Here is a 20,463-nt window from a genome sequence, read left to right as displayed (position 1 = left end):
CAAGCCAGCGGGACGAAGGGCCGGCAACCAGTTACTGGTATACCGTTAAGTCGCCTCAGTCTCGGGGTGGCGTGTTTCCGCGAGGTTAGGAGCCCGTTAGCAATCGAGGTGCCCGTCCGGCGGCGGCCTACTGTGGGCAGGTCCGGAAACTGGAGGATCCCCCCTTGAAGTCAGCAGCGACAGCAGCCCGCCCGCCCGGCTCGCAGCGCGGCTCCCTGCGCGACCGTGCGTACGACACCCTGCGCCGGCGCATCATCGAGGCCCAACTCCAGCCCGGACAGCGCCTGGTGGAGCGTGACCTCGCCGCCGAGCTGGAGGTCTCCCGCATTCCGCTGCGCGAGGCCCTGCGTCGCCTGGAGGCCGACGGGCTCGTCCTGCTGGTGCCGCACCGGGGCGCCCTGGTCGCGCCCTTCACCCCCACCGACGTACGCGACTTGTTCGACGTACGCGAATCCCTGGAGTCCCTCGCGGCACGCCTGGCGGCCGAACGCGCCGACGCCGGGGGCCTGGAGCGGCTCGCGGCCCGGCTGGACGAGGCGCGCGCCGCGACCCGCGCGCCGGCCGGCTCCCGCTCCCGTGACACCATCGCCGCCGCGAACGCGGGCTTCCACACCGACATCGTCGAACTCGCCGCGAACCCGCTGCTCACCGGCATGATGCGGCCTCTGGAGGCCCGCATGCACTGGCTGTTCCGGCTCACCGCCCAGCGCGACCCGGGCAAGGAGTGCACCGAGCACGAGCAGCTGTACGAGGCGATCGCGGCCGGCGACGCGGACCGGGCGGCGGTCCTGGCACACGGGCATGTCACCGCGGGGCGGGCGGACAGCCTGGCGCTCGCGGCCGAGTGGTCCCATCCGGAGATCGACCCCGAGGCGGTCGCGGCCCGGCGTCGCCGCCGGAGCTGACGCGGGGCTCTCCCCTTACCCCGGCCGGCGTGCTCACCCGGCTTACCAGGCCAGCGTGCGCAGGGCGTCCACGCGGTTCGTGGTGATCGAGTCGACGCCCATGTCCAGGAGCCGCCGCATCGAGCGCACGGTGTCCGGCGTCCAGCACGACACCAGATATCCGTCCCGGTGCACCTGCCCCACCAACTCCCGGTCCAGGAGCCCGAACCGGTAGTTCAGCCAGCGCGGGCGCACCGCGTCGAGCAGCGCACGCCGGGGCGGCGCGAGGGACTTCCAGGTCAGGGCGATCTCGGCGGCCGGATCTGCGGCACGCACGGCGAGCATTTCGCTCGGACCCGCGCAGTAGTACGCCCGCTCCTCGGCCCCGCAGGCGCGGATCACCTCGACGACTGCCCGGGCGGTACGCGCATCCGCGTCCGGTAGATCGACCATGAGCCGTGCGTCGTCCCCCGTGCCAGCGAGGGCCTCCTCCAGCGTGGGCACTCCACCGGAGGTGATCCCGCGCACCTCGTCCGAGGAGAGCGCGGCCAGCGGCCGGTCGTGCCCCCACAGCCGCTTGAGCGAGGCGTCGTGCAGCAGCACGGGGACGTCGTCGCGGGTCAGCCGTACGTCGATCTCCACGGCGTCCGCGCCCGCGGCGAGCGCGGAACGCAGGGAGGCGACGGTGTTCTCGCGGACGACGTACGGGTCGCCCCGGTGGCCCACGGCGGTCACGGTCTGCATGTGGCCATTGTGGTCGGGGGCCAGGTCGGGGGCGACCCGTGCCGGGGTGCGGCGGGGCTCAGCGGGCGAGCCACTGGGTCGTGTAGGCGTCGATCTCCGCCGCCAGCTTCGCCTTGCCGGTCTCGTCCAGGAAGGACGCCTCGACGGCGTTCTTGGCGAGGGTCGCGAGGCCCTGCTCGTCGAGGTCGAGGAGGCGGGCGGCGACCGCGTACTCGTTGTTGAGGTCGGTGCCGAACATCGGCGGGTCGTCCGAGTTGATGGTGACGACCACGCCCGCCGCGACCATCTCCTTGATCGGGTGCTGGTCGAGGTCGGTCACGGCGCGGGTCGCGATGTTCGAGGTGGGGCAGACCTCGAGCGGGATGCGGTGCTTCGCGAGGTGGGCGAGCAGCTCGGGGTCCTGGGTGGCGCTCGTGCCGTGGCCGATGCGCTCGGCGCCCAGGTCGTTCAGGGCGTCCCAGATGGTGCCGGGGCCGGTGGTCTCGCCCGCGTGCGGCACGGAGTGCAGGCCGGCCGCGATCGCCTGGTCGAAGTACGGCTTGAACTGCGGGCGCGGTACGCCGATTTCGGGTCCGCCGAGCCCGAAGGAGACCAGGCCCTCGGGGCGCAGGCCCTCGGTGGTCGCGAGCCGCAGGGTCTCCTCGGCGGCTTCGAGGCCGGCCTCGCCGGGGATGTCGAAGCACCAGCGCAGGACGACGCCGAGCTCGGCCTCGGCGGCCTTGCGGGCGTCCTCGATGGCGTCCATGAAGGCGTGCGCGTCGATGCCGCCGCGCAGGGTGGAGCTGGAGGGGGTGATGGTCAGCTCGGCGTAGCGGATGTTCTGCCGGGCCATGTCGCGGGCGACCTCGAAGGTCAGCAGGCGGACGTCCTCCGGTGTACGGATGAGATCGACCACCGACAGATAGACCTTGATGAAGTGCGCGAAGTCCGTGAACGTGAAGTAGTCGGCGAGCGCCTCGGGGTCGGTCGGCACCGCGGAGTCGGGGTGCCGGGCGGCGAGCTCGGCGACGATGCGCGGCGAGGCGGACCCCACGTGGTGCACATGCAGCTCGGCCTTGGGCAGTCCGGCGATGAAGGCGTGCAGGTCGGTCACGGGGTCCTCCCCAGGAACGGGCGTGGGTACGGGTAACTGGTACTGGTACTGGTACGGCTGCGGGTATTGCCGGCCGCGCGGCCCTCGGGCTGGAAATCCGGGTCCAAGGACCCGGTACCGGGTGGCCACGCGTTCGGGGATCATCGTATGAGGAGGACGGCCCGGCCGAAGCCTGGCCCTTAGCATCACCGAGCGCGAAGGATAGGGTCCGCCCATGTCAGCGAACGACCAGCACAGCCCGGGCGAGCCCGAGGACCGGGACCCGTGGGCCCCGCCGGAGAGCCGGGCGCCGCGGGCGCCTCAGGAGGCTCAGGAGGCTCAGGAGCCGCAGGAGCCGCAGGAGCCGCAGGACAAGGTGGAGCTGACCAAGCCCGAGCGGTCGGCGCCCGATTCGGGGTCGACCCTGCACAGCCAGCCCACCGTGACGTCGATGCCCGGCGCTGACGTGCCTCCCGCGGCGACTCCCGCAGGGCCCGCGTCCGGCCCGGCCGGCGCGTTCGCCCCGCCCGCCGCCTCCGGACCGACCCCGGGGCCCGGCCCCTTCGCCCCGCCCGGCCCGAACCCCTTCGCGCCGCCCGCGGGCCCTACGGCCCAGCCGGGCCCCGCCGCCCCCACCGACGCGGTGCCCCCGCCGCCCGTAGGCCCCGAGGGCCCGGCCCAGCCCGCGTACGGAGCCCAGCCGCCCTACGGCGGTCACCCGGGCCACCCCGGCTACCCGGGCTATCCGTCGTACCCGTCCTACCCGGGCGGCGGCCCCGGCTACGGCTGGGGGTACGGCCAGGTGCCGATGCCCAGCAACGGCATGGGCACGGCCGCGATGGTCCTCGGCATTCTGTCCATAGTCCTGTTCTGCTTCTGGGGCATCTTCGGGATCATCCTGGGCACGCTCGCGCTGATCTTCGGCATCCTGGGCCGCAAGAAGGCCGCGCGCGGTGAGGCGACCAACGGCGGGATGGCACTGGCGGGGATCATCACCGGGGTGATCGGCATCGTCGTCGGCATCGCGATGCTCTCCTTCATGATCTGGGCGATCGTGCAGTCGGAGAAGGACAACGACTCGCAGGACGCCCCGACGTACGACACAGCGATCGCGGCGCCCCGCTAACCCTCCAGCCCTTGCCATGTGGGGGAAAAGGGGCAGGCAATAGCGGCATTTCGGGCGCAAAAACGCCCCTTTCCCCCCACATAGCCAACGAGCAACCTCCGCCCGCCGCCCGCCGCCCGCCGCCGCCTGCGCCCGCGCCTCGCGCCGCCTCCGCCCGGGCCTCGCGCCGCCTCCGCCCGGGCCGCCTCCGCCCGGGCCGCCTCCGCCCGCCGCCGCCCGGGCCGCGCGCCGCCTCCGCCCGCGCCTCGCCGCCCTCCGCCTCGCCGCCCCCGGCCCCCGCCTGGCCCCGCTGCCCCCGCCCTCCGGCCCCCGCCCTCCGCCCCCCGCCCGGTCCCGGCGCCCCCGGCCTCGCTCGCGCCCCGCCCCCGCGCAACCTCAGCCCTCCCCGCCCAGCCGCCCCCGCGCCTCCATCAGCGCGAACCCCAGCAGGTTGAGCCCCCGCCACCGCGCCGGGTCGTCCGCTCGCTCGTCGTCCTGCGCGAGCCCGATGCCCCAGACGCGGTCCAGCGGGCTGGCCTCGACGAGGACGCGCTCGCCGGTGCCGAGCAGGAACGAGCGCAGCGCGTCGTCGGCCGCGAACTTGTGCACGCTGCCCTCGACCACGATCCCGAAGCGCTCGCGCTCCCAGAGCGCGTCGTCGAACCCCCGGACAAGACGCCCCGCCTTCTTCGCGGCGGCAGGCGACTTGGCGGCGAGTGCCGCGCGCTCGGCATCGGCGTCCTCGAAGAGGCGGGCTTTGGCCGCCATCATCCAGTGCTCGGCCGTCGCGTAACTGAGGCCGTCCACCTCGAACGGCGCCGGCCACCACTGACTGAGGCAACTCGCCCCGATCGACCCGTCCTTACGTGGCGCGTGCCCCCAGAAGTGCAGGTACTTGACCTTCGTCCCCCGGTTGACCTGCGCGATCAGTGCGTCGAGACTCTCGAATCCCACGCCGTTCCCCCCGCTGTTCCCTGGCCGTTCCCCCGGCCGATCCCCATGCACGCGAGTCTTCCATCCACCACTGACACTCCGTCCTGCATTTTCCAGGGTCACTCGACACCTGGTCGACAGAATCCGTCGCGTAACCAAAAGGCAACAACGGAATCCCTTGGCGGAGGGCATCCCCTCTGTCAGGATCGGCACTCAAATCGAGCTGGAGCTACGGAGCGCGCGATGAGCAACGCCGGAAGCAGTGAAGCGGGAAGCCGCCAGGCCAAAGACGGCAACGCCCCCCACGGAGTCGCCCTCCCATCCGGTGCGCAATACATCGACGGCGAGCTGCGCGCGGGCACTTCGGGCCGCGAGCACGCCGTGATCGACCCCGCGACCGGCGACGCGGTGTTCACGTACGACCTCGCAGGTACCAAGGACGTCGACGCCGCCGTGGCCGCCGCCCGCGCCGCCTTCCCGGGCTGGGCAGGTGCCACTCCCGGCGAGCGCTCGGAGGCGATGCACCGCTTCGCGGGCGTACTGGCCGAGCGCGCCGAGGAGTTCGCGCGGGCCGAGTCCCTGCAGTGCGGCAAGCCGATCAAGCTCAGCCGGGAGTTCGACGTCCCGGGGACGGTCGACAACACCTCCTTCTTCGCGGGCGCCGCCCGGCATCTGCAGGGCCAGTCCGCGGGGGAGTACTCCGGCGACCACACCTCGTACGTTCGGCGCGAGCCGATCGGCGTCGTGGGTTCCATCGCGCCCTGGAACTATCCGCTCCAGATGGCCGCCTGGAAGGTCCTGCCGGCCATCGCCGCGGGCAACACGATCGTCCTCAAGCCCGCCGAGCTCACCCCGCTGACCTCACTGATGTTCGCGCAGGCCGCCACCGAGGCGGGCATCCCGGACGGCGTCGTCAACGTCATCACCGGCGCCGGCAAGGAGGCGGGCGAGCACCTGGTCGGCCACCCGGACGTGGCCATGACCTCCTTCACCGGCTCGACCGCCGTCGGCAGGCGCGTCGCCGAGATCGCCACCGCCACCGTCAAGCGCCTCCACCTCGAACTCGGCGGCAAGGCCCCCTTCGTGGTCTTCGACGACGCCGATCTGGAGGCCGCGGTGCACGGCGCGGTCGCCGGTGCGCTGATCAACACCGGACAGGACTGCACGGCCGCCACGCGCGCGTACGTACAGCGGCCGCTCCACGACGCGTTCGTGCAGGGCGTCGCCGACCTCATGGCGACGATCCGGCTCGGTGACCCCTTCGACGAGTCCACCGACCTCGGCCCGCTCATCAGCCACGCCCAGCGCGACCGCGTCGCCGACTTCGTCGACCGGGCCCGCGGCTACGCGCGCGTGGTCACCGGCGGCGAGGCCCCGAAGACCAACGGCCTCGCGCGCGGCGCGTACTACGCACCGACCCTGATCGCCGACGCCGCCCAGGACAGCGAGATCGTCCAGTCCGAGATCTTCGGCCCGGTCCTCGTGGTGCTCCCCTTCGACTCGGACGACGAGGGCATCCGCCTCGCCAACGACACCCCCTACGGCCTCGCGGCCTCCGCCTGGAGCCGCGACGTCTACCGCACCGGCCGCGCGACCCGCGAGATCCAGGCGGGCTGCGTATGGATCAACGACCACATCCCGATCCTCAGCGAGATGCCGCACGGCGGCTACAAGGCCTCCGGCTTCGGCAAGGACATGTCGGCCTACTCCTTCGAGGAGTACACACAGGTCAAGCACGTCATGTACGACAACACCGCGGTGGCGCGCAAGGACTGGCACCGCACGATCTTCGGGGACCGATAACAGCAGCCGCACCGACCAGCGGCGAACCCTCCCGCAAGGGCCATCCCGAAAGGGCATCAAGCGCATGGAGCAGTACGAGCCCGACCGTCTGTCCCCACCCCAACTGGCCGCGATGCGGCGCACTCTGAGCCGTGGCCGGGCTTCCCTCACCCGGCGTTCCCTGCTGCGCGGGGCCGGGAGCGGCGCCCTCGCCGTCGGCGGACTCGGGGCGCTGAGCAGCTGCGGCATCCCCGCGGCCACGAGCAATTCCGGTGGTGTCGCCGCCGACGATCACTCCAGGGATGAGAAGCAAGTCAACTTCTCCAACTGGGCCGAGTACATGGACGTCGACGAGAAGGACAAGAACCACCGTCCCACCCTCGCCGCGTTCGGCAAGCGCACCGGGATCGAGGTCGACTACGCCGAGGACATCAACGACAACGTCGAGTTCTTCGGCAAGATCCAGGGCCAGCTGCGGGCCGGCCAGGACACCGGCCGCGACCTCATCTGCGTCACCGACTGGCTCGCGGCCCGCCTCATCCGCTTCGGCTGGGTGCAGAAGCTGGACGCGGCCAATCTGCCGCACGCGTACGCGAATCTCATCCCGCAGTTCCGCAGCCCCAGCTGGGACCCGGGCCGCGCCCACTCCTACCCGTGGACGGGCATCAACACGGTCATCGCGTACAACGTCAAGGCCACCGGCGGCAAGGAGGTCACCTCCATCTCGCAGCTGCTCGACGACCCCAAGCTGAAGGGCAAGGTCGGCTTCCTCTCCGAGATGCGCGACAGCGTCGGCATGACGCTGCTCGACATGGGCAAGGACCCGGCGGACTTCAAGGACGACGACTTCGACGCCGCGATAGCCCGCCTCCAGAAGGCCGTCGACAGCAAGCAGATACGCCGCTTCACCGGCAACGACTACACCGGCGACCTGGAGAAGGGCGACCTCGCCGCCTGTGTCGGCTGGGCCGGTGACATCGTCCAGCTGGCGGTGGACAACCCGGACATCAGGTTCCACTTCCCGGACAGCGGCTACATCACGTCCTCGGACAACCTGCTGATCCCCAACAAGGCGCGCCACAAGGCGAACGCGGAAAAGCTCATCGACTACTACTACGAGCCCCCGGTCGCCGCCGAACTCGCCGCGTGGATCAACTACGTCTGCCCCGTGGACGGAGTGAAGCCGGAACTGGCCAAGATCGACAAGGACTTGGCGGACAGCCCGCTGATCGTCCCCACCAAGGAGATGGCCGCGCAGTCGCACGAGTTCCGACTGCTCGACAGCAAGGAAGAGAAGGCGTACGAAGGCAAGTTCGCCCAGCTCACCGGCGCCTGAGTCACCCTCTCCCGCTCGAGTCCGCCCCTCATCCCCTTGTAGGAAACATGACTGACGACAAGACGCGCGGCGACGTCCGCCTCACCGGGATCGGCAAGACCTACGGCTCCTTCACGGCCGTCCATCCCCTGGATCTGACCGTCCCCGAGGGCTCGTTCTTCGCCCTGCTCGGCGCCTCGGGCTGCGGCAAGACCACCACCCTGCGCATGATCGCCGGCCTTGAGGACCCCACCTCGGGCACGGTGCACCTCGGCGATCAGGACGTGACCGCGCTGCCGCCGTACAAGCGGCCTGTGAACACGGTTTTCCAGTCGTACGCGCTCTTCCCGCACCTCGACATCTTCGAAAACGTCGCCTTCGGGTTGCGCCGCCGGGGCATCAAGTCGGTGAAGAAGCAGGTCGGTGAGATGCTCGACCTGGTGCAGCTCGGCGAGCAGGCCCGCAAGAAGCCGCATCAGCTCTCCGGCGGTCAGCAGCAGCGCGTGGCCGTGGCCCGCGCCCTGATCAACCACCCGCGCGTGCTGCTCCTCGACGAGCCGCTGGGCGCCCTCGACCTCAAGCTGCGCCGTCAGATGCAGCTCGAACTCAAGCGCATCCAGACCGAGGTGGGCATCACCTTCGTGCACGTCACGCACGACCAGGAGGAGGCCATGACCATGGCCGACCAGGTCGCCGTGATGAACGCGGGCCGCGTCGAGCAGCTGGGCGCGCCCGCCGACCTCTACGAGAACCCGAACACCACCTTCGTCGCCAACTTCCTCGGCACCTCGAACCTCATCGAGGCCGAGGTCGACGCCAAGAGCGGCGAAGAACTCGTGGTGAAGACGGCCGACGGCAGGCTGGCCCTGCCCCTCGATCGATGTTCGGGCCCCTCCGCGGCGGGCGGCAAGGTCCTGGTCGGCGTACGGCCCGAGAAGATATCCCTCACCCACGCCGACGACGCGCAGGGCGTCCCCGAGGGCCGCAACCGCGTCACCGGACGCATCGCCGCCACGAGCTTCATCGGCGTATCGACGCAGTACGTCATCGACAGCCCGGTCTGCCCGGAGTTCGAGGTCTACGTGCAGAACGTCGACCGCGACACCCGCCTCACCCCCGGCGCCGAGGTCGTCCTGCACTGGAACCCGGCCCACACCTTCGGCCTCGACGCGTCCCAGGACATCGACGCGGGCGTCGAAAAGGTCGAGGAAGAGGCGGTGGCATGACAACCGTCGCCGAGGCGCCGGCCCCCGAGGCCGCGCCCGAGCCCCCGGTACCGCTGAAGAAGCCCCGCAAGCGAGGCCGCCTCACGCCGTACTGGCTTCTGCTGCCCGGCCTGCTCTGGCTGGTCGTCTTCTTCGCCCTGCCGATGCTCTACCAGGCCTCGACCTCGGTACAGACCGGCTCCCTCGAAGAGGGCTACAAGGTCACCTGGCACTTCGCCACCTACTGGGACGCGCTCAGTAACTACTGGCCGCAGTTCCTGCGTTCGGTCCTGTACGCGGGCGTCGCCACGATCCTGTGCCTGGTGCTCGGCTATCCGCTCGCGTACCTCATCGCGTTCAAGGCGGGCCGCTGGCGCAACCTGGTCCTGATCCTGGTGATCGCGCCGTTCTTCACCAGCTTCCTCATCCGTACGCTGGCGTGGAAGACGATCCTCGCCGACAGCGGGCCCGTCGTCGGGGCGCTCAACTCGTTGCACCTCCTCGACGTGACGTCCTGGCTGGGCATGACGGAGGGCGACCGGGTCCTGGCCACCCCGCTGGCCGTGGTCTGCGGACTCACGTACAACTTCCTGCCGTTCATGATCCTGCCGCTCTACACCTCCCTGGAGCGCATCGACGGCCGGCTCCACGAGGCAGCGGGCGACCTCTACGCGCGCCCGATCACGACCTTCCGGCGCGTCACCTTCCCGCTCTCCATGCCGGGCGTCGTCTCCGGCACCCTGCTCACCTTCATCCCGGCCAGCGGCGACTACGTGAACGCCCAGCTCCTCGGCTCCACCAGCGAGAAGATGGTCGGCAACGTCATCCAGTCGCAGTTCCTGACGGTCCTCGACTACCCGACGGCCGCGGCCCTCTCCTTCATCCTCATGGCGGCGATCCTGATCATGGTCACGCTGTACATCCGCCGGTCCGGAACGGAGGACTTGGTCTGATGGTCACGGAACGGAGTTCCCTATTGGGCACGAGCGTGCGCTGGCTCCGCAAGCGGCTCGTGGTGATCGCGGGTCTGCTGACGCTCGCCTTCCTGATCCTGCCGAACATCGTCGTGATGGTGTTCTCCTTCAACAAGCCGAAGGGGCGCTTCAATTACGCCTGGCAGGAATTCTCGACGCACGCCTGGGAGGACCCCTGCGGCGTCGCCGACCTGTGCGGCTCGCTCTCGCTCAGCCTCCAGATCGCCGTCTGGGCGACGATCGGCGCGACCGCCCTCGGCACGGCGATCGCCTTCGCGCTGGCCCGCTACCGGTTCCGGGCGCGCGGCGCGGTCAACTCGCTGATCTTCCTGCCGATGGCCATGCCCGAGGTCGTCATGGCCGCCTCCCTGCTCACGCTCTTCCTCAACATGGGCGCCCAGCTCGGCTTCTGGACGATCCTCATCGCGCACATCATGTTCTGCCTGAGCTTCGTCGTGACGGCGGTCAAGGCGCGCGTGATGTCGATGGACCCGCGCCTGGAGCAGGCGGCGCAGGACCTCTACGCGGGCCCCGTGCAGACCTTCGTGCGCGTGACCCTGCCGATCGCGGCACCCGGAATCGCCGCGGGCGCGCTGCTCGCCTTCGCGCTCTCCTTCGACGATTTCATCATCACCAATTTCAACGCGGGCTCGACCGTCACCTTCCCCATGTACGTCTGGGGATCGGCGCAGCGCGGTACACCTGTGCAGATCAACGTCATCGGTACGGCGATGTTCGCGATCGCCGTACTCCTTGTCCTGGCCGGAATGGTCGTGACCAACCGCCGCAAGAAGCAGCACTCGTAAGCGAAGCAAACGAACCAAACGAACCAGATCAAGCAGTTCCAAGGGAGTTGAAATCATGGCCCCAAGCGCCATGACCCGTGCCGCCACTCTGAAGTCCCTCGCGGACGCCCAGCCGCTGTCCTACTGGCTGGACGACCCGGGCAGGCCGGCCGCCGAACCCGCCCTCACCGGCGACGAGAGCTGCGACCTCCTGGTCGTCGGCGGCGGCTACAGCGGACTGTGGACCGCGCTCATCGCCAAGGAGCGGGACCCGCACCGCGAGGTGATCCTCGTCGAGGGCAAGGAGGCGGGCTGGGCCGCCTCCGGCCGCAACGGCGGCTTCTGCGCCGCCTCCCTCACCCACGGCCTGCCCAACGGCCTGGCCCGCTGGCCCGGCGAGATCGACAAGCTGGAGCAGCTCGGCGCCCGCAACCTCGACGCCATCGAGGCGGCGGTCGCCCGCTACTCCATCGACTGCGACTTCGAGCGCACCGGCGAGATCGACGTCGCCACCGAACCCCACCAGGTCGCCGAACTGGCCGAGATGTACGAGGAGATGCGCACCCACGGCCTCGACTCCGGCGTCCAGCTCCTCGACGCCGACGCGATGCGCGCCCAGGTCGACTCGCCGACCTTCCTCGGCGGCCTGCACGACCGCGACGGCGTCGCCATGCTCAACCCCGCCAAGCTGGTCTGGGGCCTCAAGGCCGCCTGCCGCCGGCTCGGCGTACGCATCTACGAGCACACCCCCGCCACCGCCCTCACCGCCCACGGCACCGACGGCATGGCCGTGCGCACCCCGTACGGCCGGATCCTCGCCCGCCGCGTCGCCCTCGGCACCAACGTCTTCCCGTCCCTGGTCCGCCGGGTGCGCCCCTACACGGTCCCGGTCTACGACTACGCCCTGATGACCGAGCCGCTCACCCCCGAACAGCTCGGCGCCCTCGGCTGGAAGAACCGCCAGGGCCTGGGCGACAGCGCCAACCAGTTCCACTACTTCCGGCTCTCCGCCGACAACCGCATCCTGTGGGGCGGCTACGACGCGATCTATCCGTACGGCGGCAAGGTCCGCGCGGAACACGACCACCGACCGGAGACGTACGCGAAACTCGCCGCCCACTTCTTCCGCTGCTTCCCGCAGCTCGAAGGCGTCCGCTTCAGCCACGCCTGGGGCGGCGCGATCGACACCTGCTCCCGCTTCTCGGCGTTCTTCGGCACCGCGCACAAGGGGCGGGTGGCGTACGCGGCCGGCTTCACCGGTCTCGGCGTCGGCGCGACCCGCTTCGGCGCGGACGTCATGCTCGACCTCCTCGCGGGGGAGCGCACGGAGCGTACGAGCCTGGAAATGGTCCGCACGAAGCCCCTGCCCTTCCCTCCCGAGCCCTTCGCCTGGGCCGGCATCGAGCTCACCAAGCGCTCGCTGGCCCGCGCGGACGAGAACGGCGGCCGGCGCAATCTCTGGCTGAAGACCATGGACCGGCTCGGCCTCGGCTTCGACAGCTGAGCCGCGCCCGGGACGCTCCCGGCACGAGCCCAGGAGGTGAGCCGAGGTCACTCCGGGGGCGTACGCCCTGCTCAGACGGTGTGACCCGGTTCACTACCAGAAAGTAGCCAGAACCCGCGTAAGCAGATGGCGTGAGGCCCCTCTCTCCCGTGACAGGCATAGCTTTCACGGTGAAAGGGAGGCCCCGCCATGACTGGCTCGGGGGCAAAGTCGGCAGTGGAATGGCTCGTCTCGGTCGCGCCGGATCCGGAGGCCTGCCGGTGGGAGTGGGAGCGCAACCCCCTCGGGGTCGCCCTGCTCCCGGCCGGCCGGCTCTGGGACGTGCTGATCCTGCCGGGCGAGCTCGGCTATCCGACGCTCGACGTGCTGACCCGTTGCATCGACCGACCGGGCCCCGTGCTCGCCGACTTCGGCGATTCCCGGATGGGGTTCTTCGTGCCACCGGGAACGGCCGGCCGCTGGGTCGGTACGGGCGTACGCGGTGCAGGCCGCGGCACCTGGATCGTCGTGCCGTACCCCGGGCGGGCCACCGGCGGGGTCCGCTGGCTGATCGCTCCGGACGGCACCGGCAATCTCACGGATCCGGCCCTGCTGGAGCTCGCGATGCACGAGGCGGCCGCGCATCTCGCGCGGGACGCGGAGGGAATGTGAGACACCTGAACCTGAGAGATCCGAAGCCTCGAAGAATCGTCAGAGGTCTTGACAACAGAATTGGTCTGGACCAAGTTGAACGCGTCCTGCCCTCCAAATCCCCCATGCCCGGAGGCAGTTGTGCATCGTTCACGCCCCAGACTCCGCACCGCGCTCGCCGCCCTGACGTTGGTCGCGTCGGGACTGCTCACCGCGGCAACCACGGCACCGGCCGCCCGTGCGGCCGCCGCCGAGCCCACCGCTCTCCCCACGCACGCCCTGGTCGGCTATCTGCACGCGAGCTTCGCCAACGGCTCCGGCTACACCCGCCTCGCCGACGTCCCCGACAGCTGGGACATCATCGACCTCGCCTTCGGTGAACCCACCTCGGCCACGTCCGGCGACATACGCTTCTCGCTCTGCCCGCAGACCGAGTGCCCGAACGTCGAGTCGAAGGAAGACTTCAAGGCCGCGATCAAGGCCAAGCAGGCCGCGGGCAAGAAGGTCCTGATATCCATCGGCGGCCAGAACGGCCAGGTCCAGCTCACCACCACCCAGGCCCGGGACACCTTCGTCTCCTCTGTCTCCGCGATCATCGACGAGTACGGACTTGACGGCCTGGACATCGACTTCGAAGGCCACTCACTCGTCCTCGACACGGCCGACACCGACTTCAAGAACCCCACGACCCCGTCGATCGTGAACCTGATATCCGCGGTGAAGACCCTCAAGTCCCGGTACGGCGACGGCTTTACGCTCACGATGGCGCCGGAGACCTTCTTCGTGCAGCTCGGGTACCAGTTCTACGGCACCGGCAAATGGGGCGGCCAGGACCCCCGCGCGGGCGCGTACCTGCCTGTCATCCACGCCCTGCGCGACGACCTGACGCTGCTGCACGTCCAGGACTACAACTCGGGCCCGATCATGGGCCTGGACAACCAGTACCACTCGATGGGCGGCGCCGACTTCCACATCGCGATGACCGACATGCTACTCACCGGCTTCCCGGTGGCGGGCGACACCGACAACGTCTTCCCGCCGCTGCCCCCGGAGAAGATCGCCATCGGCATGCCGGCCTCCACCAACGCGGGCAACGGCCACGTCCCGCCCGCCGAGGTCAACAAGACCCTGGACTGCCTGACGAAGGGCGCCAGTTGCGGCACGTACCAGCCCCACGGCACCTGGCCGGCCCTGCGCGGCCTCATGACCTGGTCGATCAACTGGGACCGCTACAGCGGCTGGGAGTTCTCGAAGAACTTCGACGGCTACTTCGGCTGACGCCGCCGGCCCTCGCGCGTGGGGTCAGGCCGCCACCTGATCCCACAGGCGCAGCAGGGCCTCCCGTCGCCCGGCTCCGCCCTCACTCAGCGCATGGAGCACCGCGGACAGGTCCAGCGGAACCGTCCTCACCCGTGCCGAAGTCCCCCCGTCCCAGCGCCGCACCGCGACGCTCGCCCGCGCCGCGGTGGGTCCGCCGGGGTGCAGCAGCACGCAGGTCGGTGTCTCGCCCGCAGGCTGCCGGGCGAGCGCGTGCGCATACAGGAACGCCTGGTAAAGGTCCGCCGTGCTGACCTTCTTGGTGTCGTACAGCTTGTACTTGACGTCCACCGGCCGCCGCACCGGCCGGCCGCCTCGGTGCCCCGAGAGCAGCGCATCGGGTCGTACCTCGCTGTAGTGCCTGCCTGTGTGCTCGTTGTGCAGGACGCCGCGGTGCCGGGCCTGGTCCTGGACGCTGAAGCCGGAACCTGCCGTCGCCGAGGCATCGCCGAGCAGCCGGACGGCGAAGGACTCGAACAGAGCGTTCATGTCGATGAGGAACGCGCGGGCGGCCAGGGGCCCGCCGGAAAAGAGATCGTCGATCCCGCCTCCGGTCAGCAACAGCACGGCCCAGCGATGAGCGTCCTGGTAATGCGCGTTGTGCCGGTGGTAGTCGAGCCCGGCGAGGGCCGTACGCAGATCGCCGAGCGGCGTGGGGGCGTACCGCGCGAACTGCGCCGCGACCCGCCGGGCGCGGGCTCGCACGACTGGGGAGTGCGCGGTGCGGGCGGCCAGGCCGGCGGCCGCCGCGCACAGTCGGTTGTCCAGGATGTCCGCGTCATGCTCGTCGAACCGGCAGGCCAGCCTGTCGACCCGTCCGTGGTGGCGGACCAACTGGCGCTCGGGCAGCAGGCGGCCCCGTACTACGGGCAGATCGCCCTCCAACGTCAGATAGTCCCGCCGCACACCGCGAGCGAGGAGCCGCTCCGCCTGATCGACGAAGAGGAGTGCCACGAGATCCCGAAGATTCGGGGTACCGCCCGCCAGGGTCCGCCCGGCGTCGAGAGAGCCCGCGCGGCCCTGCACGTAAGCCAGCATGCGCAGCACGTCCAGCTCCTCGCCCAGGTACTTGGGCCGCACCCGGATCTCGCAGGAATCCAGCTGTACGACGCCGACGTACGGGCCGGCCGTCAACTCCAGCCGCCCATGCGCGAGCTCCTGGACCCGGATCCGCTCGACCAGGCGGGGGTCGGATATCCGGTGGCGGTCGGCGGAGGTGAGGCGGACGCCCTCCACGACTTGGCGGCCGTATTCGCACAGGGTGATCCGCGCAGGTTGCACGGTCACTCCGGTCCGCTCCTGACCTGCAGTTCGGTGTACAGGGCGGCGACCAGACCTTCGTCGGACTTCTCGCGCAGAGTGTGCGCCTCAGGGTCGACGAGCTCCTCGCCGAGGAACTCGGCCAGCAGGGTGTAGTCGTCATAGGCGTACTCCTGCAGTAGCGGCAGGATCTCGCTGCGCACGATCGCCGCAAGCTCCGCGACGGAGTCCACGGGCGCGCCGTTCGGCAGGAGGAAGGCGTGCCCGATCTGCTTCTCGCGGTCGAGCCGGGTCCTGATGCGTTCGTTCAGGACGTCGAGGAGGTCGGCAAGGTGCAACTGGTCGACGTGGCAGCCTTGCAGGGGCCCGGAGTCCGGCAGCAGTTCGAGGAAGGCGAAGCGGCGGCGGATCGCGGCGTCAACCATGCGGATGGAGCGGTCGGCGGTGTTCATGGTGCCGATCACGTAGACGTTGCGCGGCACGGAGAACGGCTCGCCGCACAGGGGGAGCGTGACCGAGCGGCCCCGCTTGTCCTTCTCGAGAAGAGTGATCAATTCGCCGAAGATCTTGGGCAGGTTCCCCCGGTTGAGCTCGTCGATCACCACGAGGTGGGGGTGCTCCGGGTCGGCGGCCGCGGTCGCACAGACCCGCTTGAAGACGCCGTCGACCCGGTCGAGAGCCAGGCCGGTGCCACCCTTGGGGCTGACCGGGCGGAACCCCTCCACGAACTCCTCGTAGCCGTAGTTCGGGTGGAAGGTGACGACGGTCAGTCGTCCGGCGGCGGTGAGCGCGTCCAATGTCTCGCCGTACGCCCTGCTGCCCGGCTCCGCGTACGGGTCGACGTCGGGCAGCGCGCCGGAAAGCTCGCCGAGCCAGCGGACGGCGCAGCGCAGCGCAGTGTACGTCTTGCCGGTGCCCGGCGGTCCGAAAAGGACGGCCTGGCCTCGGCGTTCGAGCGCGTCCGCGATGCGCTGCAGCTCGGTGTCGAGCGGCTGGCTCCCGACGACCTCGGCCTCGGGAGCGGGCTCGGAGTCCGCCTGGGTGCTGCGTCCCCGCCGGATCTTGGCCCACAAGGAAGCGGGCACGTCCTTGACGGTGACGGTGGCCCACGACCGCTCGGGTTCGTCGAGCCGGCCGGCATAGCTCTCGTCCCACTCCACGCTCACGGTGTGCCGGTGGTCGGGGCGCTCCGGGCGCCACACGTACCCCTCGTCCGTGACCCGTCCCACACCGAGGATCTCGCTGGTGCCCTTGTTGGCGACGACCAGGTCGCCGGGACGCAGACTCAGCAGCTTCCAGACCTCGTTGGCCTTGGCGGAGATCTTGGACTTGTGGCCGTTGTACGTCTCGGAGAGGGCGGCGGTGAACGCGGTGAGGAACTCGTCCTTGTCGGTGTAGGAGCGCAGATCGGGCACCTCGTCCCAGCCGATCGCGATGTAGCCGCCCGCCCGGCACTCGCCCCACAGCTCGCCCCCGTGCCCCGCAGCGATCTTCACCGTCTGGCGGATCTTGCTCGGGTCGGCCCACCAGTAGAGGAACTGGACGGCCAGGTCGGGGGACCAGCCGGGGAACCGCTCGGCGATGAGCGACTGCAGTCTGGCCTGCAGGGCGAACCGCTCCAGTTTGGGCACTGGTTCACCGGTCAGCCGCGCGATGAAGTGCCGCACCCAGTCGGCCGCGTAGACCGCGAGCGAGGTCTCGGGGGCGTACACCCGCAGCGTCTTGGCCACCAGGGCGGGGCCGGAGCGCACCGCTTCGATGTTGTCGATGTCGGCCACCCGCCCTTCGCGTGCGGCGGTGACGGCCTCGATGAGCCCGCTGCGGATGGCCGCCCAGGCCTGGTCCGCGTCCGGGTAGCGAGAGTCGTGCCACCAGCTGCCCTCCTGGGCACGCCAGAAGATCAGGTGCTTCATCGCGGAGCCGCCTGCGATGCTGCCCAGGACGTTGGTGCCGAACTCCATCAGGTAGCAGTACGGCCTGGTCTGCTTGCTGTCTCCGAGGCCGAGTGCGTACCGCTCGAGCGGCAGGTCGGGCCATTCCTCCCAGGGGAAGGCGTGGCGGATCTCCTCGGCCTGGGTGTTCATCTCGTCGAGGACCGTCTGCTGGCTGTCCCGGTCGAATGCGGCTATCGCCTCGTCGAGTGGCCACGGCCGCAGGGTCTCCGCCTGAGTGGGCGAGATCGGCTTGAGTACGCAGCTGCACACCGCGGTGAGCGGCCGTCCCGAGCCGCCGAGCAATCCGTGCGCACGGGCGAACCGGGTACGCCCCGTGGTGTCGTCGGACGGCGCCGAGTCGATGAGGCGTCGCCACAACAGCCCGTCGGCGTCCGGGAACCGTGGCAGGTCGCCGGAGTCGGTGAGGTGGGCGCAGGCGGCGTCGTGGTGGATCATCCGCCCGTGTGCCGGCAGGATCACCTCGCCCGGGGACCGCGTCAACGCGTAGTCGCGGCCTTCGAAGGTGACCACCACCTGATCGTGCTCCGCCACCGTGCCACCCCTCGCCTGGTGCTACTCCTCGGTCGATCTCCGAAGGTATCGCGCCCCTGTGACAGCCCCGATCAGCAGCATCCCCCCGAGCGCCCAACTCGCCACCACGTCCAGCGGCCAGTGATACCCGCGCCGCACCAGACCTGCCCCCACCGCGGCCACCAACAGCGCGCCACCGATGAGTAGTTCGCGGCGCAGGTAGGCGGAGCGTACGTACGGTGCGAGCAGCAGGACGGCCGCGCCGTACGCCACCGTCGCCGTCGCCGAGTGGCCCGACGGGTAGAACCCGCCGTGCCCGCCCATGCCCGGCGGGCCCTGCCGGTCGAAGAGGGCCTTGAGCGGGACGACCAGGAGCGGCACCGCGAGCATCGCGAGGGCCGCGGTCAGCGGTGCGGCCCACCAGCGGGGCTCCTCCTCGCGGCGGGCGCGCCAGGCGGCGTACGCGAGTGCGGCGGCCAGCACCGGCAGTGCGAGCGTCATGCCGCCCAGGTCGGCGAGGAACTCGGCCGCGCGGTTCGGGATTCCCACGTGCCCGACCGTCAGGCCGAGGCGCTCGTCGGCGCGGCGCAGCGGGCCGTCGGTGACGACCTGCCAGCTGATCGTGGCGAAGACGAGGGCGCAGATCCCGAACAGGAGCGGGAGGAGGAATGCCGACTGCCCCGGAGCAGGGGGGGTAGCTCCGGGGCAGTCGCCTGGACCGGGGTACCGCGCGCCCCGGGGGGTGTGGGGCGGGCGGCCATCCGATCGGTGAGGAATCCCGGAGCGCGAGGCTCCGGTGGTGTGCGCGAGGGCACGTCCGAAACGGGGCTGGGGAGGCTCCATTCCGGTGTCGCCCGCAGTCCCCTGCGGGCGGGGTGTTTCTCTCATCTGCGTAAAACCTACGACAGGGGGTGCGGGTCCGACAGGCGGAACGTCATGCCGCCATGGGGCCCGCACACGTTCTTCACATGGCCCGACTATTACCGCAGGTCGCTGTTTCCGCATCCCGAAAAGTCCATACATGGACAGCGCGGCTCGGGGAAAACGGATTCCCCACGGATTCCCCGGGCCACGGCGGGAGTCGACCCCGGGGTCAGACGCCGGCGAGGGCTTCCTCGAGGATGTCCAGGCCCTCGTTCAGAAGGTCCTCGCCGATCACCAGCGGCGGCAGGAAGCGGACCACGTTGCCGTACGTGCCGGTGGTCAGGATCAGCAGACCGGCCTGGTGGCAGGCCTTGGCCACCGCGGCGGTCGCCTCCGGGGCGGGCTCCTTGGTGGTGCGGTCCTTGACCAGCTCGATCGCGATCATCGCGCCGCGGCCGCGGACGTCGCCGATGACCTCGAACTTCTCCTGCATGGCGGCCAGCCGGGGCTTCATGATCGCCCCGATCCGCTGCGCCTTGGCGTTGAGGTCGAGCTCCTTCATCGTCTCGATGGAGCCGAGCGCACCGGCGCAGGCGACCGGGTTGCCGCCGTAGGTGCCGCCCAGGCCGCCCGCGTGCGGGGCGTCCATGATCTCGGCGCGGCCGGTGACGGCGGCGAGCGGCAGGCCGCCCGCGATGCCCTTCGCGGTGGTGATCAGGTCCGGGACGACGCCCTCGTCCTCACAGGCGAACCACTGGCCGGTGCGGCAGAAGCCGGACTGGATCTCGTCGGCGACGAAGACGATGCCGTTGTCCTTGGCGAACTGCGCGATCGCGGGCAGGAAGCCCTTGGCCGGCTCGATGAAGCCGCCCTCGCCGAGCACCGGCTCGATGATGATCGCGGCGACGTTCTGCGCGCCGACCTGCTTGCTGATCTGGTCGATGGCCTGGGCGGAGGCCTCGGCGCCACAGTTCTCCGCGCCGGTCGGCCAGCGGTAGCCGTACGCCACCGGGACGCGGTAGACCTCGGGCGCGAACGGGCCGAAGCCGTTCTTGTACGGCATGTTCTTCGAGGTCAGCGCCATCGTCAGGTTCGTACGGCCGTGGTAGCCGTGGTCGAAGACGACGACGGCCTGGCGCTTGGTGTACGCACGGGCGATCTTCACCGCGTTCTCGACCGCCTCGGCGCCCGAGTTGAACAGCGCCGACTTCTTGGCGTGGTCGCCCGGGGTGAGCTCGGCCAGCGCCTCGCAGACCTCGACGTAACCCTCGTACGGCGTGACCATGAAACAGGTGTGGGTGAAGTCCTGCAGCTGCGCGGAGGCGCGGCGCACGACGGCCTCGGCGGAGGCGCCGACGCTGGTCACGGCGATGCCGGAACCGAAGTCGATCAGACGGTTGCCGTCGACGTCCTCGATGATCCCGCCGCCCGCGCGCGCCGTGAAGACGGGCAGCACGGAGCCCACGCCGCCCGCGACCGTCGCGGTACGTCGGGCCTGCAGCTCCTGGGACTTCGGGCCGGGGATGGCGGTGACGACGCGGCGCTCCTGCGGGACTGCGCTCATGTGGGGCTCCTGGCGGGGTGGGGCGAATGGGGGGATCGGATGCGATTCTTCTTCGCAGGC

17 protein-coding genes are annotated in these 20,463 nt (G+C 70.4%); 10 read left to right on the top strand and 7 right to left on the bottom strand.

The window, feature by feature from the left end:
- The first annotated feature begins 164 nt into the window (after positions 1-164).
- Complete coding sequence (locus OG430_RS15635; RefSeq protein ID WP_327353109.1) at positions 165-905, top strand: GntR family transcriptional regulator; 741 nt, start codon at positions 165-167, stop codon at positions 903-905.
- Positions 906-947: 42 nt separating this feature from the next.
- On the opposite strand, the gene OG430_RS15630 is transcribed toward OG430_RS15635, so the two are convergent.
- Both OG430_RS15630 and OG430_RS15625 read right to left on the bottom strand, forming a co-directional pair.
- On the bottom strand, positions 948-1,628 hold the full coding sequence (locus OG430_RS15630) for a glycerophosphodiester phosphodiesterase (protein WP_327353108.1): 681 nt from the start codon (positions 1,626-1,628) through the stop codon (positions 948-950).
- A gap of 58 nt (positions 1,629-1,686) precedes the next feature.
- Positions 1,687-2,721: an adenosine deaminase gene (locus OG430_RS15625; protein WP_327353107.1), complete on the bottom strand. Its 1,035-nt coding sequence runs from the start codon at positions 2,719-2,721 to the stop codon at positions 1,687-1,689.
- Between the two features lie 214 nt (positions 2,722-2,935).
- On the opposite strand from OG430_RS15625, the gene OG430_RS15620 reads away from it, so the two are divergent.
- Positions 2,936-3,826, top strand: coding sequence for a DUF4190 domain-containing protein (locus OG430_RS15620; protein WP_327353106.1), 891 nt, complete (start codon positions 2,936-2,938; stop codon positions 3,824-3,826).
- 375 nt (positions 3,827-4,201) lie between these two features.
- Here OG430_RS15620 and OG430_RS15615 read toward each other — a convergent pair whose 3' ends face one another.
- A complete protein-coding gene (locus tag OG430_RS15615) occupies positions 4,202-4,759 on the bottom strand; it encodes an NADAR family protein (RefSeq protein WP_327353105.1) in 558 nt (185 codons plus the stop codon).
- A gap of 222 nt (positions 4,760-4,981) precedes the next feature.
- Between OG430_RS15615 and OG430_RS15610 the strand changes: the two genes are divergently transcribed.
- The 8 genes from OG430_RS15610 to OG430_RS15575 all read left to right on the top strand — a co-directional run bounded on the left by OG430_RS15610 (position 4,982) and on the right by OG430_RS15575 (position 14,211).
- Entirely contained in the window at positions 4,982-6,541 is a 1,560-nt protein-coding gene (locus OG430_RS15610) for a gamma-aminobutyraldehyde dehydrogenase (protein ID WP_327353104.1), read from the top strand.
- Between the two features lie 64 nt (positions 6,542-6,605).
- Positions 6,606-7,856 carry a polyamine ABC transporter substrate-binding protein gene (locus OG430_RS15605; protein ID WP_327353103.1) on the top strand — a complete coding sequence of 417 codons (1,251 nt, stop codon included), beginning with the start codon at positions 6,606-6,608 and terminating at the stop codon, positions 7,854-7,856.
- Positions 7,857-7,903: 47 nt separating this feature from the next.
- Positions 7,904-9,061, top strand: a complete 1,158-nt coding sequence (locus OG430_RS15600; protein ID WP_327353102.1) for an ABC transporter ATP-binding protein — start codon at positions 7,904-7,906, stop codon at positions 9,059-9,061.
- Entirely contained in the window at positions 9,058-9,993 is a 936-nt protein-coding gene (locus tag OG430_RS15595; RefSeq protein ID WP_327353101.1) for an ABC transporter permease, read from the top strand. Before OG430_RS15600 ends, OG430_RS15595 begins: the two co-directional genes overlap by 4 nt.
- A 35-nt stretch (positions 9,994-10,028) precedes the next feature.
- Complete coding sequence (locus OG430_RS15590; protein WP_327359109.1) at positions 10,029-10,820, top strand: ABC transporter permease; 792 nt, start codon at positions 10,029-10,031, stop codon at positions 10,818-10,820.
- Between the two features lie 55 nt (positions 10,821-10,875).
- A complete protein-coding gene (locus tag OG430_RS15585) occupies positions 10,876-12,303 on the top strand; it encodes an NAD(P)/FAD-dependent oxidoreductase (RefSeq protein WP_327353100.1) in 1,428 nt (475 codons plus the stop codon).
- Between the two features lie 189 nt (positions 12,304-12,492).
- A complete protein-coding gene (locus tag OG430_RS15580; protein ID WP_327353099.1) occupies positions 12,493-12,954 on the top strand; it encodes a hypothetical protein in 462 nt (153 codons plus the stop codon).
- A gap of 120 nt (positions 12,955-13,074) precedes the next feature.
- On the top strand, positions 13,075-14,211 hold the full coding sequence (locus OG430_RS15575) for a chitinase (RefSeq protein WP_327353098.1): 1,137 nt from the start codon (positions 13,075-13,077) through the stop codon (positions 14,209-14,211).
- 24 nt (positions 14,212-14,235) lie between these two features.
- Here the strand turns inward: OG430_RS15575 and OG430_RS15570 are convergent, their stop codons facing one another.
- From OG430_RS15570 to gabT, 4 genes are all read right to left on the bottom strand, one after another.
- Positions 14,236-15,537, bottom strand: a complete 1,302-nt coding sequence (locus OG430_RS15570) for an McrC family protein (protein ID WP_327353097.1) — start codon at positions 15,535-15,537, stop codon at positions 14,236-14,238.
- Positions 15,534-17,996, bottom strand: a complete 2,463-nt coding sequence (locus OG430_RS15565) for an McrB family protein (RefSeq protein ID WP_327353096.1) — start codon at positions 17,994-17,996, stop codon at positions 15,534-15,536. The genes OG430_RS15570 and OG430_RS15565 overlap by 4 nt, the downstream gene beginning before the upstream one ends.
- 21 nt (positions 17,997-18,017) lie before the next feature.
- Positions 18,018-18,524, bottom strand: a complete 507-nt coding sequence (locus tag OG430_RS15560) for a phosphatase PAP2 family protein (protein WP_327353095.1) — start codon at positions 18,522-18,524, stop codon at positions 18,018-18,020.
- A 544-nt stretch (positions 18,525-19,068) separates the two neighbouring features.
- Positions 19,069-20,403: a 4-aminobutyrate--2-oxoglutarate transaminase gene (gabT, locus tag OG430_RS15555; RefSeq protein ID WP_327353094.1), complete on the bottom strand. Its 1,335-nt coding sequence runs from the start codon at positions 20,401-20,403 to the stop codon at positions 19,069-19,071.
- Between the last annotated feature and the right edge of the window lie 60 nt (positions 20,404-20,463).

Origin of the sequence: Streptomyces sp. NBC_01304, assembly GCF_035975855.1 — a bacterium.
Taxonomy (GTDB): Bacteria; Actinomycetota; Actinomycetes; order Streptomycetales; family Streptomycetaceae; genus Streptomyces.
Note: the sequence above shows the minus strand (reverse complement) of the source record. Positions and strands in the feature narration are given on the sequence as shown.